Source organism: Waterburya sp. (assembly GCF_058530065.1).
Genome location: NZ_JBZNBU010000333.1, coordinates 1 through 14,130, shown reverse-complemented (window position 1 = coordinate 14,130; position 14,130 = coordinate 1). Strand labels below are relative to the sequence as shown.

14 protein-coding genes and 1 pseudogene are annotated in these 14,130 nt (G+C 38.5%); 10 read left to right on the top strand and 5 right to left on the bottom strand.

What is annotated here, in order from left to right:
* Nucleotides 1-28 precede the first annotated feature (28 nt).
* The 3 genes from AC33VI_RS19880 to AC33VI_RS19870 all read left to right on the top strand — a co-directional run bounded on the left by AC33VI_RS19880 (nt 29) and on the right by AC33VI_RS19870 (nt 2,429).
* Nucleotides 29-385 carry a DUF952 domain-containing protein gene (locus AC33VI_RS19880; protein WP_491783995.1) on the top strand — a complete coding sequence of 119 codons (357 nt, stop codon included), beginning with the start codon at nt 29-31 and terminating at the stop codon, nt 383-385.
* Between the two features lie 70 nt (nt 386-455).
* Nucleotides 456-881, top strand: a complete 426-nt coding sequence (locus tag AC33VI_RS19875; RefSeq protein ID WP_491783994.1) for an NUDIX domain-containing protein — start codon at nt 456-458, stop codon at nt 879-881.
* A gap of 12 nt (nt 882-893) precedes the next feature.
* Entirely contained in the window at nt 894-2,429 is a 1,536-nt protein-coding gene (locus AC33VI_RS19870; protein WP_491783993.1) for an NAD(P)H-hydrate dehydratase, read from the top strand.
* Between the two features lie 140 nt (nt 2,430-2,569).
* Here AC33VI_RS19870 and malQ read toward each other — a convergent pair whose 3' ends face one another.
* Entirely contained in the window at nt 2,570-4,084 is a 1,515-nt protein-coding gene (gene malQ, locus AC33VI_RS19865) for a 4-alpha-glucanotransferase (RefSeq protein WP_491783992.1), read from the bottom strand.
* 294 nt (nt 4,085-4,378) lie between these two features.
* Between malQ and psbZ the strand changes: the two genes are divergently transcribed.
* The 3 genes from psbZ to AC33VI_RS19850 all read left to right on the top strand — a co-directional run bounded on the left by psbZ (nt 4,379) and on the right by AC33VI_RS19850 (nt 7,195).
* On the top strand, nt 4,379-4,567 hold the full coding sequence (psbZ, locus tag AC33VI_RS19860) for a photosystem II reaction center protein PsbZ (protein ID WP_491783991.1): 189 nt from the start codon (nt 4,379-4,381) through the stop codon (nt 4,565-4,567).
* A gap of 112 nt (nt 4,568-4,679) precedes the next feature.
* Nucleotides 4,680-5,243 (top strand): 6,7-dimethyl-8-ribityllumazine synthase, encoded by a 564-nt coding sequence (gene ribH, locus AC33VI_RS19855; protein WP_491783990.1) that lies wholly within the window; start codon nt 4,680-4,682, stop codon nt 5,241-5,243.
* 242 nt (nt 5,244-5,485) lie between these two features.
* Entirely contained in the window at nt 5,486-7,195 is a 1,710-nt protein-coding gene (locus tag AC33VI_RS19850; RefSeq protein WP_491783989.1) for an ATP-binding protein, read from the top strand.
* On the opposite strand, the gene AC33VI_RS19845 is transcribed toward AC33VI_RS19850, so the two are convergent.
* Both AC33VI_RS19845 and AC33VI_RS19840 read right to left on the bottom strand, forming a co-directional pair.
* The gene (locus tag AC33VI_RS19845) at nt 7,190-7,624 is read right to left on the bottom strand and encodes an NUDIX domain-containing protein (RefSeq protein WP_491783988.1); all 435 of its coding nucleotides are present in this window, start codon (nt 7,622-7,624) and stop codon (nt 7,190-7,192) included. The genes AC33VI_RS19850 and AC33VI_RS19845 overlap by 6 nt on opposite strands.
* Nucleotides 7,625-7,672: 48 nt before the next feature.
* Nucleotides 7,673-8,047 carry a hypothetical protein gene (locus tag AC33VI_RS19840; protein WP_491783987.1) on the bottom strand — a complete coding sequence of 125 codons (375 nt, stop codon included), beginning with the start codon at nt 8,045-8,047 and terminating at the stop codon, nt 7,673-7,675.
* 313 nt (nt 8,048-8,360) lie between these two features.
* Here AC33VI_RS19840 and AC33VI_RS19835 point away from each other — a divergent pair, with 313 nt between their 5' ends.
* Nucleotides 8,361-9,143 carry a fibro-slime domain-containing protein gene (locus AC33VI_RS19835; RefSeq protein ID WP_491783986.1) on the top strand — a complete coding sequence of 261 codons (783 nt, stop codon included), beginning with the start codon at nt 8,361-8,363 and terminating at the stop codon, nt 9,141-9,143.
* Nucleotides 9,144-9,307: 164 nt separating this feature from the next.
* Here AC33VI_RS19835 and AC33VI_RS19830 read toward each other — a convergent pair whose 3' ends face one another.
* Both AC33VI_RS19830 and AC33VI_RS19825 read right to left on the bottom strand, forming a co-directional pair.
* Nucleotides 9,308-10,447, bottom strand: a complete 1,140-nt coding sequence (locus AC33VI_RS19830) for an ABC transporter ATP-binding protein (RefSeq protein WP_491783996.1) — start codon at nt 10,445-10,447, stop codon at nt 9,308-9,310.
* 123 nt (nt 10,448-10,570) lie between these two features.
* A complete protein-coding gene (locus AC33VI_RS19825; protein WP_491783985.1) occupies nt 10,571-11,590 on the bottom strand; it encodes a tetratricopeptide repeat protein in 1,020 nt (339 codons plus the stop codon).
* 285 nt (nt 11,591-11,875) lie between these two features.
* Here AC33VI_RS19825 and AC33VI_RS19820 point away from each other — a divergent pair, with 285 nt between their 5' ends.
* From AC33VI_RS19820 to AC33VI_RS19810, 3 genes and pseudogenes are all read left to right on the top strand, one after another.
* Nucleotides 11,876-12,397, top strand: coding sequence for a COP23 domain-containing protein (locus AC33VI_RS19820; protein WP_491783984.1), 522 nt, complete (start codon nt 11,876-11,878; stop codon nt 12,395-12,397).
* Between the two features lie 241 nt (nt 12,398-12,638).
* Nucleotides 12,639-13,604 (top strand): hypothetical protein, encoded by a 966-nt coding sequence (locus AC33VI_RS19815; protein ID WP_491783983.1) that lies wholly within the window; start codon nt 12,639-12,641, stop codon nt 13,602-13,604.
* A gap of 41 nt (nt 13,605-13,645) precedes the next feature.
* Nucleotides 13,646-14,130: pseudogene (locus AC33VI_RS19810) on the top strand (hypothetical protein); the annotation flags it as partial.

Genomic DNA, 14,130 nt, shown 5'->3' with positions numbered 1-14,130 from the left:
CTAATAACTAATGACTAATAACTAACTAATGACCGAAAAAAAATTTCTCTACCACATTACATCTGCCGAAGAATGGAAAGCTGCCCAAAGTAAAGGAGAATACATTCCTCAAGGGTTTGCAACCGAAGGATTTATCCATTGTTCCTATGGTCATCAAATTGTGACAGTGGCAAATCGGTACTATAAAGGGCAAAATGGTCTTGTATTATTAAAAATTGAGTCTTCTACAATAAGTAGTAGTCTAGTTGAGGAAAATCTGGAAGGGGGAACGGAATTATATCCTCATGTATATAGTCCACTAGCCATTAGTTCGGTAGTTGAAGCGATTGCTTTCCCCTATAATGCTGACGGTGATTTTATTCTACCAAAAGAATTATCGAGTTAAATTAATGGGAATGATGGCATAGCAAAATCTTATTTTAACTACGATCGCTTGTTTTGTGCGATCGCTTTCCATGTATAAAGTCAAATCCTGTGGTGTTATCTGTTTTACTCAAACCAAAGAACCATCTTTCCTTTTAATGAAGCGATCTCATCGTTACGATTTACCAAAAGGTCATATTGAACCAGGCGAAACAGAACTACAATGCGCTTTAAGAGAGTTGGAAGAAGAAACGGGAATTAATAGCCGACAGGTATGCTTGGAGTTGGATTTTCGCTTTAAAACTATCTACTATCCCCGCTATCGACGTTATGACGGACAGAAGGTAGAGAAATCTCTAGTCATCTTTTTTGGTTGGGTCAAAGAAGAATTAGACATTGTGATGACAGAACATAGTTCTGCTGAGTGGATTAAATGGCAACCACCCCACTATTTTCGCAACCGTATCATTGATGAATTATTGCTAGCAGTTGAAAAACAACTAACAATTAATAGTTAATGGCTGAAGAACATGAAAAATATCGTTAAAACCGCTATCGTTTCTGCCTCGCAAATGCAGCAAATTGAAGAACAGATTTTTGCTGTAGGAATGCCCGTTGCTGCGTTAATGGAGAAAGCAGCTAGATTGTGTAGCGATCGCATTCAGGCTTTATATCCGCGATCGCAATATGCTTCTGTCGGAATTTTAGTAGGTCCTGGGCATAATGGGGGAGATGCCTTAGTGGTAGCCCGCGAGTTATATTTGGCAGGATATGAGGTGGTGGTGTTTCATCCTTTTGTCAAATTGAAATCTCTTACCAACCAACATTCTAATTATTTAATCAGTTTGGGCGTTACTTTTTACGAAGAAATTCAACCTTTACAAAAATGCCAGTTATTAATCGATGGGTTATTTGGTTTTGGTTTAACTCGCGAATTACCTGCCAATATTATCGAAGTAATTAATTTAATTAATAGTTGGTCTAAACCGATCGTGAGTATCGATCTGCCTTCGGGGATTCAAACCGATACAGGAGAAGCCCTTGGGAGTGCGATTAAAGCCAGCAATACTCTTTGTTTGGGTATGTGGAAGCGGGCTTTTTTTCAAGATATTGCTTTGGAATATTTAGGTAAAAGCGAGCGGGTTGACTTTGGTATTTTACCCCATCACGTTGGTGCTGTCTTACCCCAACCCACACCAGTCAAAAAAATGAGTTTGGCAACAGCGCGTCAATTTCTTCCTTTACCCCGTCCTAAAGTTACCCATAAATACGATCGGGGACATTTATTATTAATCTGTGGCTCTCAACGCTATGCAGGGGCAGCGATTTTGGCTGCTTTGGGAGCTAGGGCTAGCGGAGTGGGAATGTTATCACTCGCCGTGCCAGAATCTCTTAAAACCTTAATTGTCAGTCGTATTCCCGAAGCTTTAATTGTAGATTGTCCCCAAAATAAAGAGGGGGCGATTTCTTCTCTGCCTTTTTCTCTGTCTGACTTGGCTAAATTTGATGCGATCGCTTGTGGTTGTGGTTTGACTACTGACGCGCGATCGATCGTGGAAAAGGTACTATCTGCGGAATCTCCTTTGGTATTAGATGCCGATGGCTTGAATATTTTATCGGAACAAGATGTAATTGAAGTTTTAAATGGACGAGAATATCCTACCGTCTTAACTCCCCATCCAGGAGAATTCAAACGTCTCTTTCCCGAACTTGTCAACGAAACTAGCGATCGCTTTGACCTAGTGCAAAAAGCAGCCCAACAAAGTAAGGCAATTATTTTACTTAAAGGTGCGAGAACTGCGATCGCCAATAGTGAAGGTTTGACTTGGTTAATTGCCGAAAGTAGCCCCGCCCTAGCCAGGGGTGGTAGTGGCGATGTTTTAACTGGTTTGACGGGAGGATTGGTAGCTCAAAGCCAAGATAAGAATCTTTTGGATATAGTTGCTACTGCTGCTTTTTGGCACGGGCGTTCGGGAGTTATTGCTGCCCAAAACCGTTCTGAATTGGGAGTCGATCCTGTTACTTTGGCAGAATATATTTCTTTTGATCGATCGATAGATAAATAAAACAAATACCGCATAAACAATACTAGATTCACTAATATTATTCTGCGGTAATGGTATCGAACAAACAGCGATCGCGCTTGTCCGTCTGATTTGTAATCTTAAAATCAAAAAACCCTAAAAACTAAGAGCAAATCCATCGATCATTCGTGGTTAACTGGAGTTCTACCATAAAGATAGGTTAAATACTTCAGACGAGTTGCAAGTTCTTCATTGAAGGCTTCAGTACGACAACGCCATTCCCAATTACCCGTTGGCTGAGAAGGAGTGTTCATTTTGGCATCAGTACCCAAACCCAAAACATCTTGGAAGGGTAAAACAACCGTATTGCCTACAGAACTTAACGCTAAGCGAATTAACGCCCAGTGAATGCCATCATTACAAACACAACCCAGATAGTCTACTACTCTAGCTTGAGCTTCGGGCGATCGCTCGGAAAACCAGCCAATAGAAGTATTATTATCGTGAGTACCGGTATAGACGATACAGTTACGATTAGTGTAGTTAAAAGGCAAAAAACCATTGGCGCGATCGTCGTCAAAGGCAAATTGCAAGATTTTCATTCCAGGGAAATTAAATTTATCTCGTAAAGCCTCTACTTCAGGCGTAATTACCCCCAAATCTTCTGCCACGATGGGCAGTTTACCCAATTGTCGATCGAGAATTTGAAAAAACTCATCTCCAGGGGCATCTAACCAAGTACCCTTCATGGCAGTTGTTTCTCCTTGAGGTACTGCCCAATAAGCCTGAAAACCTCGAAAGTGATCGATACGAATGATATCGACATATTCTAAGATGCCTTCAACCCTTCTAATCCACCATTTAAAATCAGTTCTCTCTAGTTCTTGCCAGTTATAAACGGGATTGCCCCAAAGCTGCCCTGTAGCACTAAAATAATCTGGGGGTACGCCCGCCATTAAAGACGCTTCTCCCGTTTCTGGATCGAGACAAAAGATTTCTTTGTGCGCCCAAACATCAACGCTATCGTGGGCGACATAAATGGGGATATCCCCGAAGATCTTAATTCCCTTTTGGTTGGCATACTGCTTGAGTTTTTGCCACTGACAGAAGAACTCATATTGAACGAACTTATGAAAAAAGATTTCGTCTGCCAATTTTGTCGCCCATTTTGCCATTGCTTGAGGCTGACGTTCGGCAATATCCGTTTCCCATTTATGCCAGCTTTGATAATTATTTTCCTGTTTTAAAGACATGAATAAGCAATAATCGCTCAACCAATCATTATGACGATTACAAAACCGTTTGAATTCTTCATCAGGAGTCCGCTCTATTTTGGCTTTAAAGCGATCGCTAGCTTTCCTCAACAAAGGAATTTTCGTAGCAACTACGCGATCAAAGTCTACTCTGTCTAACGGAAAATCCCCAACCGAATTGAGTTCGTCGTCGGTCAATAATCCTTGTTCGTGCAAGATTGCAGGGCTAATTAATAGCGGATTTCCTGCCAAAGCTGAATAAGATAGATAAGGAGAGTTACCAAAACCCGTCGGTCCAATTGGTAAGATTTGCCATATTTGTTGGTCGCTGGCTGCTAAAAAATCAACAAACTTATAGGCATTATTTCCTAAATCTCCAATCCCGAAGGGGCTGGGTAAAGAAGTAGGATGAAGCAAAATACCGCAAGCTCTAAAATCCAACATTAATCATCTCTATATAGCGATTTTAGTATGAAGTCCCAGTGAAACCATAACTTCTTATTAGCTTGGGTTTCCTGGTAGTTTACAAAAGTTTGAATAAAGTTATTTAGCATTGCGACTAAGATCTCTTCTCAGATGTGGTCACTTTTTGGTAGCGTATAAAGATCGGAGAAAAAATTAATAATCTCGACAACAACTCCAATGGGTCAAAGATCCATAACAGTTTTGTCTTGCAAATTAAAACTTTATTAAAAGGTTTGCTCGGTAGCTATCTTAAAAATTAGGAGAATCTTAAAAATGACTATTTTGTTTCAATTGGCATTAGTAGCCCTAGTTCTATTTTCATTTGTCATGGTAATTGGAGTTCCAGTTGCTTATGCTTCCCCTCAAAACTGGGAACAATCTAAATCTTTAATCTATGTAGGTTCTGGTATTTGGACTGTTTTGGTTGTAACGGTAGCAGTTTTAAACTTTTTTGTCATCTAAAAAAACCAAACACTAACGAGAGCGATCGCCCTGACTTTGAGCGATCGCCTTGGAAATTAGTGGCAAATAAAAGTAAAATTATTATCTTAGATATTTACAAAATTATTTATTTATGGCTGTTTTTGAAGGTACTTTTGCAGGAGACGTATCTAATTTTAGAATAGCGATCGTCATCGGTCGTTTTAACGATTTGGTAACCGATAAACTCATTTCGGGTTGTCAAGATTGCCTCAAGCGTCATGGTATTAATATCGAACCTAATAACGGTCAAGTAGACTATGTCTGGGTTCCTGGTAGTTATGAAATCGCCATGGTTGCCAGACAATTAGCCCTTAAGGGTACTTACAATGCCATTATTTGTTTGGGTGCGGTGATTCGCGGACAAACCCCCCACTTTGACTATGTATCCTCCGAAGCTGCAAAAGGAGTTGCCGCAGCCAGTTTTCAAACTGGAGTACCAGTTATTTTTGGTGTTTTAACTGTTGACACCATGCAACAAGCCCTAGAACGGGCTGGTATTAAAAGTAATTTGGGCTGGAATTATGCTTTAAATGCTCTAGAAATGGCGAGTTTAATGGTACAAATAGAGAACAGCAATTCCTTTAGTTCTACCACTAATTTGCCCCCAGGAAGTGAGACTATTGCTTTGCCTAAAGTAAGTACTAGTAACGCTTGACAACAGTAAAGGCAGTTATAGAAGTTATAGAGACGAGATATATTCCGTCTCTGCTCCCTAGGAGTAGTCCGTCAAACTTGCCAGAATCTAGTTTTATCCGACTGTAGGCAATTGAGGTTAAAATTTTCCTAAAGAACTCGATTAGATCCTGCCTACCTAATTTATATTGTTATTAGGTTTGCAAGTCATTCTAGGCTTGCATTTTTTCAGAAGATTAATAACATCGCTACACTATACCTTTTGTGAATAGGAAAGAACCTCAAGATCGTGGTCGGCAAGAGCAAAGTATTCAGCAAGGAGACTTATCTAAAGGTCATGAAAACTTAGATTTTACGGAATTATATCGTAGTGTTTATCAAGGTACAACTGCAGCGATTTGTGTTATTGAAGTTACAGAAGAAAATGAATATCTTTATTTAGATTTTAATCCTGCTTGTGAATTTTGGTTGGGAACTAAAACAGAAGATCTTAGGGGTAAAAGTCCTCAAGAAATTTTTGCCGATCGCGACTTTCAAGTAGTAGTAGAAACTTACAACAGTTGCGTAGCAACCCAAGAAGCTAAAAGTTATGAATATTGCTCGATTGTAGCTAACGAGCGTAGTTGCTGGATTACTGTCGTCAATCCTCTAATTGGCGATCGCGGTAGTATTTATCGTTTAATTTCTACCAGCATCAATCTTCATCAAAGACAAAAAATTGCCGAAATAGAACAGCATACCGCACAGTTAAGATCTACTTTAGAACAATTACAACAAGCACTTAAAACGGAAGAATTAGCTAGCTCTATTACCCAAGCGATCCGCGATAGTTTGGAAGAACAGCAGGTTTTACAAACTACAACCACAAGTCTTACAGAAGGATTGAATTTAGAATGCTGTCAAATAGAACTATACAAAGACAATCATACTTTGACAGAAGTGATTTGTGAATATCCGATTCTATTACCCAACGAACAGAGAATTTTTCGCCAAGTCACTGATTTTCCCGAATTATACGATCGCTTGCTCGACAAACAATCAATCCATTTTGTCGATTGGCTACCTACCATTGGCTATCGACAGCAGCAAGTTACCTGTTTAATCTGTCCGATTTTTGACGAACGAGATATTTTTGGCAATATTTGGTTGATGCGTCCCAAAGAAAGTGTATTTGAAGCCAGAGAAATCAAATTAGTAGAACAAATTGCCGATCGCTGTGCGATCGCCATTCGCCAAGCCAGACTTTATAAAGCCGAACAAATACAAGTCAGTGAATTAGAAAAACTTAATGTAGTTAAAGATGATTTCCTGAAAACTATTTCCCATGAATTACGCACCCCGATGAGTAGTTTGCGTTTGGCAATTAGTACTCTAGAAAATCTTTTAGAAATGGAAATTGGAGCCCATCGTTCGACCAAAATTAATAAGGTTCTGGAAATTTTCCATTCTTCTTTTAAGAAACAAAATCAACTAGTAGATGATTTATTGACTCTTTGTTATGTAGATGCTGCCAGTAAACCAGAAAAATGGGAAGAGATAGACCTCATTACTTGGATTCCTCTGATAGTTAAAACTTTTTCTTTAGGGACAAAACAGCAAAAATTACAGTTGGATTTACCAGATAAATTATCAATCTTGCGTTCCGATCCTAAAATGCTTAAAAGAGTAATTAATGAGTTATTAAATAATGCTTATAAATATACTCCTCCAGAAGAATTAATTATTATTCGTGCCGAACAAAAATCTCAGCAATTATTACTCAAGGTAATTAATATGGGGGTCGAGATACCTATAGAAGAACAAGAAAGAATTTTTGATAAATTTTATCGCATACCTAATAGTGACCCCTGGCAACATGGAGGTACGGGCATTGGTTTGGCATTAGTTAAAAAGTTAGTCGAGTTGCTAGGAGGAGATATAACAGTTAGCAGTAAAAACTACACTACTGCTTTTACTATTAGGTTTAATTTATAATTTTTTCAAAGGTCGTAAACGATAATTACGATAATGCCAATAATCTTGCATAATGCGATCGTGGTCGAAACAAAGATTTTGTGGCAAATTCCATTGATGGAAAATCCCCAAATTTTTAGCATCATCGGCAGCGATAGGCTCTCCTTTTGCAGTAGCAATAAAAACAATCGCTAGAGTGTGCTGGCGGGGATCTCTGGCGGGATCGGAATAGACATAGAACTGTTCGATTAATTCTACATCTAGACTAACTTCTTCTTTGGCTTCTCGAATGGCAGAGGTTTCGATTGATTCTCCATAGTCAACAAATCCTCCTGGAATTGCCCAACCATATGGTTCATTTTTTCTTTCAATTAAAATAATGGGTCGTTCGGGTTTATCGATCAGTTCGATAATAATATCAACGGTAGGGGCTGGATTGCGATATTTCACTTTTAATTAAACTCGGTAATTCTCGATTCAAATATTACTGGAAATTAGTTAATTTTGTTGATTTTTTTGGCGACCCAAGCTAATTAATAGGTACAAAACATAAGCAAGAGATGCGATCGCCATAATCCCTTGTACGATCGCTGCTTCTGGTCTGGCTACTTCACCTCCCGAAATCAAAGTCACCAGTCCCATTAATCCCCGAATAGTACCGCCAAATGCCAAAAAAGCAATAATTCCTGCTGCGATTGATGTTTGCTTCGTCAGACTAGATTTTAACCAACTAGCGATCGCTAAAGCGATGACAGGCAAACCGAATATGCAGGGAATCAGGGCAGTTTTGCTCCCTTGTCCCGTAGCAAAATAGCCCACAACACCCAAAAGAGTAATTAAAATTCCGTAGATAAATGTAACTAGAATTTTCATGTATTTAGATCGTTTTATCTTTGAGCAAAATATACTGAAAATTTAGCATTAAATACGATTTTTCAGAACTATTTACTTTGATAAATTTACTGCGATCGAATATTCCAACATAACAAGTTTAATTGAATTACTTTATGATAAATTCAAAAAGAGAAGTAAAAAATTGGGGGAAAGTTTATTAGATTTTAACCTAAATCTATTTTTATCCGTAGATAATACTAGATACAAATAACTAAGTAATTGTTCGTAATACCAAAAACAATCTTACTTATATTTACTTAGAAAATTACTATCAATTATTAAAATTTAACCCATGAAAGCTTTTAAATTTATTAATTTTACAATTGCTACTACTTTACTTTCCACTCTGATTGTTGCTCGGGCAAGCTTAACTCAAGCAACTACTGAAGAAAATGGAATCAAGAAAACTCAAATTACAGGAATTTTAAGAGACTTTACTAGCGATCATCCCGATTTTGAACGCAGTCCTGGAGATGTTAGTAGCGATGGAAGTGTATTTGAATTCGGTTTAGACCATGATGTTACTACCGATTTTCTTGGAGAAGATGGCAAACCAGTTTATGCAGGAGGCAGTCCTTCTACAACTACTCAAGCTAATTTTGACCAGTGGTTTAATAATGTAGAAGGAGTCAATCAAAGCATGGAATATACAATTACTTTGACTGACGAAGATGAAGATGGAGTTTATACTTTTGCTAGGGATATTCAACAGGGAGAATCATTTTTTCCTCTAGATGGAATGCTTTATGGCAATGAAGATTATCCTCATAATTATCATTTCACCTATGAAATAGAAACTGAATTTACCTATGTTGCTGGTACGGAAGAAAACCCTCGTATCTTTACTTTTAAAGGCGATGATGACGTTTATGTTTATATCAACGGGGAGAAAGTAATCGACATTGGTGGAGTTCACCTGCAAAGAGAGCAATCTGTCAATTTAGATGAATTAGATTTGATTGATGGAGAGACTTATACTTTAAAACTTTTCTTTGCTGAAAGACACATAGTTCATTCTAATTTCCGTATCGATACTAATATTAAATTCCCCGAAAAAATTGTCTATGCTGATTAGTTGTTAGTCAATAACTGTACTAAATTAAAAGAGTTTTTAGTAGTTAGTACGGGCGAACCGCCGTTCGCCCGTACAGTACTCAAATCGAAGATTATGAGAGGGGACTTAGACCCAAAAACTAATAACCAATAACTAATAACTAATAACTAATAACTAACCGAAGGTTAAACTGTAGTCAAAAGCTGATTATTGACAGTGGAAACGGGAAAAACTTTGGGGGCAGAAATATTTAAGGCTATGTTAACTCTCGTTCCTACGGCGATCGCATTATCTAAATCAGTTCGAGCGTGAATTCTTTTTCCCGATGCTGTTTCCAAACAATAATGATATTCTCTACCCAAAAACTGTCGCTCCCGAATCACTATCTTAGAATTAAGGTCGGGGGCGATCGCAACATCTTCTTGACGGATCATTAAGTCTCCTAGATCGCTGCTATTATCTTTTGTCGATTCGGATATGGTGATTTCTCCCAACTCCGTTACCCAGGTAAAATCTTTTTTCGTGGCAGGTATAAAATTAGCCTGGGTGACAAATTCTGCTACAAAACGGGATTGAGGATTGAGGTAAATTTCTTCTGGGGTGCCTATCTGTTCCAGTTTTCCATCTCGCATCACCGCAATTTTATCTGATATGGCTAATGCTTCTTCGCGATCGTGAGTTACAAAAATCGCTGAAGTTCCTGCTGCTTTTAAAATGGCGCGAATTTCGGCTCTCAGACGATGGCGGACTTGAACGTCTAAATTGCTTAAAGGTTCGTCTAGCAAAATTAACGCTGGTTGGGGTGCTAAAGCTCTAGCTAGAGAAATACGTTGTTGTTGTCCGCCAGATAGTTGGTGAGGATAGCGTTTTTGAAATCCACTCAAACCAACTAATTCCAAAACTTCTGTTACTCTTTGTTGTATTTTTTGCTGAAGAATTTTATTTTGAGCAAACAAACCTCGATTTGGTTTTTTTCTTTGATTCTTTAAACCAAAAGCAATATTTTCGGCGACGGTTAAATGGGGAAATAAAGCATAATCTTGAAAAACCATGCCCGTATTGCGCTTTTCCGCAGCAATCGAATCGCAATTGGTGCAAACTACATTTCCTGCTATTTCTACGATTCCTTGAGAAATCGATTCAAAACCCGCAATTATTCTCAATAAAGTGGTTTTGCCACATCCTGAAGGTCCTAATAAACCCAGTAAATCTCCATGATTCAAAGTTAAGCTTACATCATCTAAAACTAAATTCTGGTGGCGATCGGCAGGATTGGGATAGGTTTTAGTGATGTTTTTAAGTTGAAGAATTACTGAATTTTCCATATCTGCTTGTTGCACTAGCCTCGATCAAATTCCTGCCCTTGGTCTAAAGTGTTTGATAGGAATTGTTTTCAATTAAAGTTTACCCTATTCTTCGATCCAAACCTCCTCATCAGAGGAATTTTTTTACTTTATATTTAATGGCAGAGGGAGATGTTGACTGACCAAAAGTAGTAGACGACGGCGATTATTCAAAGCTTTTTCGTAATCGGGGTTAATTTTTAAGGCTCGATTATAAGACTCGATCGCCTGTCTGGTTTGTTTCAAAGCTTCTAAGGCAGCACCGCGATTGTTCCAGGCTAAATGGTAATCGGGTTTTAAAGCGATCGCGCGATCGTAGGCAGAAATCGCTGCTTGATATTGTTTTAGTTTTAAGTAAATATTACCCAAGTTGTACCAAGCTAAATGCTGTTCTGGTTGTAAAGCAACGATTTCTTGATAGATGGTCATAGCTTCGTCGTATCGTTTTAATTTGCTCAACAATTTGCCTTGGGCATATCTAGCTCGATTGTCTTCGGGATTTAGATAGATAACTAGTTTGTAACCTTCAATTGCTCGTTGATATTTACCTCTTTTTTCCCAGACTTTTGCCTTTTGAAAATGGGCTACATGAAAGTCCGATTTAATCTCAAGGGCTCGATCGTAAGATGCGATCGCCTTATTATATTTTTGTAAATGTTTGTAAGCATTACCCAAGTTATACCAAGCAGTGTGTTCGCTACTGTCTAGAGCAATTCCCCGTTCGTAGGAAAAAGCAGCCTCTTGGTATTTTTGCAGATAGCTAAAGGCAATTCCCCGACGATACCAAGCTTGTTCTAGATTATCGTTAACAGATAAAGCATAATCGAGACAAATTATTGATTCGAGATATTTTCCCTGTGATTGCAATGCTAATCCACGATTAAGCCATATTTGATGGTGAATAGCTGTGGGATTTCGAGCGGAAGTAGAACAAGAAATATTATTTTCGTATTTTTGCCAACTATCGACTAATTCCCTAGATTTGCCGTAAGCATAATAAGTTTTAGTTCTATTTAATGCTAATTGCTCTGAAAAAACAGCAATATTCGCTACGGATGGTGGTGCATTAAAAAAACAAATGCTAGCACTAATTCCTGCTATGGCTAACCAATTAGGGTACTTCATGGATCGTTCGTCAATTCTTTACTTCCTTTATCTAATATTGATGTCGGTCTAATAAGTGCGATCGCAATTAGATAGATGTTGTGATTAGAAGCTAAAGACCAAGAAACTGACCGTTACGAGCAAACATATGGGGGTAAGAAAAAATAATCTTCATCAAAAATTCATCCTTGTGACAATATTTTTAGTGAAATAATTACAAACAGTGGTTTAGACCCCATTAAATATACTTACAATATTACTAAAAATATACTTAACATAGCTTTATCCAAACAGCAGGTAGCCACAATGAAAAGAAAACAGATATATACGGCGTTTATTAGTTGCGCGATCGCTTTGAATGTCAGTCCCCTTCAAGCAGAAGAAACTTCTAGGCAAGATTCCTCAAACAGCTTTTTTGTCTGTGCTACTCAGGATGATACCCCAACTATGTATGCTTACACTCCAGGAGAAGTGAATTTAACTCCCGTGATGAGTTGGCATCCCGAATATTTATTACCAGGACAATCAGGACAACAAGTGTGCCAAAAAACAGCTATGAAATTGCAAGCTTCCCTGGATATGCAAGACGCAAAATTTATCAAAGCCTATACAGATAAGAAAAGTAACAGTAATTTAGTTTGTCTTGTCGAACAAGAAGATGGAACTTGTGCTTCTCAAGAAAGTGAAAAACTTTTTGGCGTAAACCCCAATTACAATCCTGAATGTGTTTTAAGTAATAAAAAACCCATAGATTGTATGGCATTAACAACTAGAGGAATTTATAGCTATAACGAACAACCCTACAGGGCTTTATGGTGGCCTTGGTAGAAATTATCGACAAGCAAACTTCTTACAGACAATTGTTTCTTGGGAGTCAAAAAACTGGAGCTAAACCAAGAGAAAACCTGGGTTGTGTAAGAAGTTTAGTCAATACTTTGGTTAAATATCCCTGGAGTTAAATTTAAGCGCAATTAATTCATCAAACTCTCTCATAAAATTTCCATAAAAATTAACTTAGTCAGGCAGAATTCAACATACAAGAAAAATCATTTAATAATTCAACGAATAAATGCCATTTGAAAAACAGTCCCTCGTCCGAATTGGTAGCGCGATCGCGATCGGTAGTTCATTTTTTTGGGGAAGCGATTCAGCCCTGGGGTTTCAAGCAGCTGACAAAAATATTGAAGCTAAGAAATATTCTGGGACAGATAGGAAACAAACAAATATTACCAATATTACCAAGGTTGCGATCGAACCTTCAACTTCAGAATCAGAGAGAGGAAGTCCTTCTTTGCGTCGCGAACCTTCAGGAGGAGAAAGATTTGAACCCAGGAGAATACCTTTAAGAATCCCTTTCCCCAAGCAGCCCTATCGCGCATCCCCTAGTATAACCATCATTAACCCTTCTGGTTATGGCGCATCTTGGGGTAATTTCGGTATTGGCTTGGGTTTTCAAGAGCGCGCTCGTTTTGTTGATGATGCTGATGGAGTGATTGGTTTGGGTTTTGGCTTAGGAAATCCTCAAAAAAATGTAGGCGCACAAATTGGAGTCAGCTTAGTAGATGTCAGCGCGCCATTTCGCGATGGGGCAATCAATTTGAAAATACATCGTCGCTTACCCCAAGACTTTTCAGTTGCATTGGGGGTACAGGGAATAGCTACCTGGGGAGAAACAGATGGAGGTTCTTCTGTATTTGGAGTAACCACCAAAAGATTTAAACTACGTAAAGATAGAACCAAACCTTTTAGCGAACTATATACCACTCTAGGATTGGGAGGGGGACAGTTTCGTTCGGAAACAGACATCAACAACGGGAATGAAACTGTAGGGGTATTTAGTAGCATTGCCCTAAAAATAGCCCAACCAGTAGGCTTAGTAACAGAATGGACTGGTCAAGATATAACTATTGGAGTTCCTCTAGTTATATCTAGAAATTTACCCCTGGTAATTGTACCAGCGATTACGGATATCACTGGTACTGCGGGAGATGGAACGAGGTTTGTTGTTGGTGCTGGCTATAGTTTCTCATTTTAAAAGTAGATAAATTCTATATTTCTGGAGCAAGATATTAAGACATGAAAAAATTATTGCAATTACCCATCAAGATAGTTTTGATTTTGAGTTGGTTGGCGATCGCAACTTACCCCGTTCGCTCTCAGTCTGGCAATATGTCGGACATTACCATGCCAAATCCAGGAGAAATGACTCCGAATACTCCTGTTGATGGAGAAACTACCATTGAAGGTGTAAGCTCAGAAGGTGAAAGTGGAAATTCTGATAATGGAGTAGCTGAAGGAGACAATAACAATACTCCTACCGATGGGGTAGCTGAAGGGGAAAATACCAATACTCCTACCGATGGGGTAGCTGAAGGGGAAAATAACAATACTCCTACCGATGGGGTAGCTGAAGGAGACAATAACAATACTCCTACCGATGGAGTAGCTGAAGGGGAGAATAACAATACTCCTACCGATGGGGTAGCTGAAGGGGAGAATAACAATACTCCTACCGATGGGGTAGCTGAAGGGGAGAATAACAATACTCCTACCGATGGGGT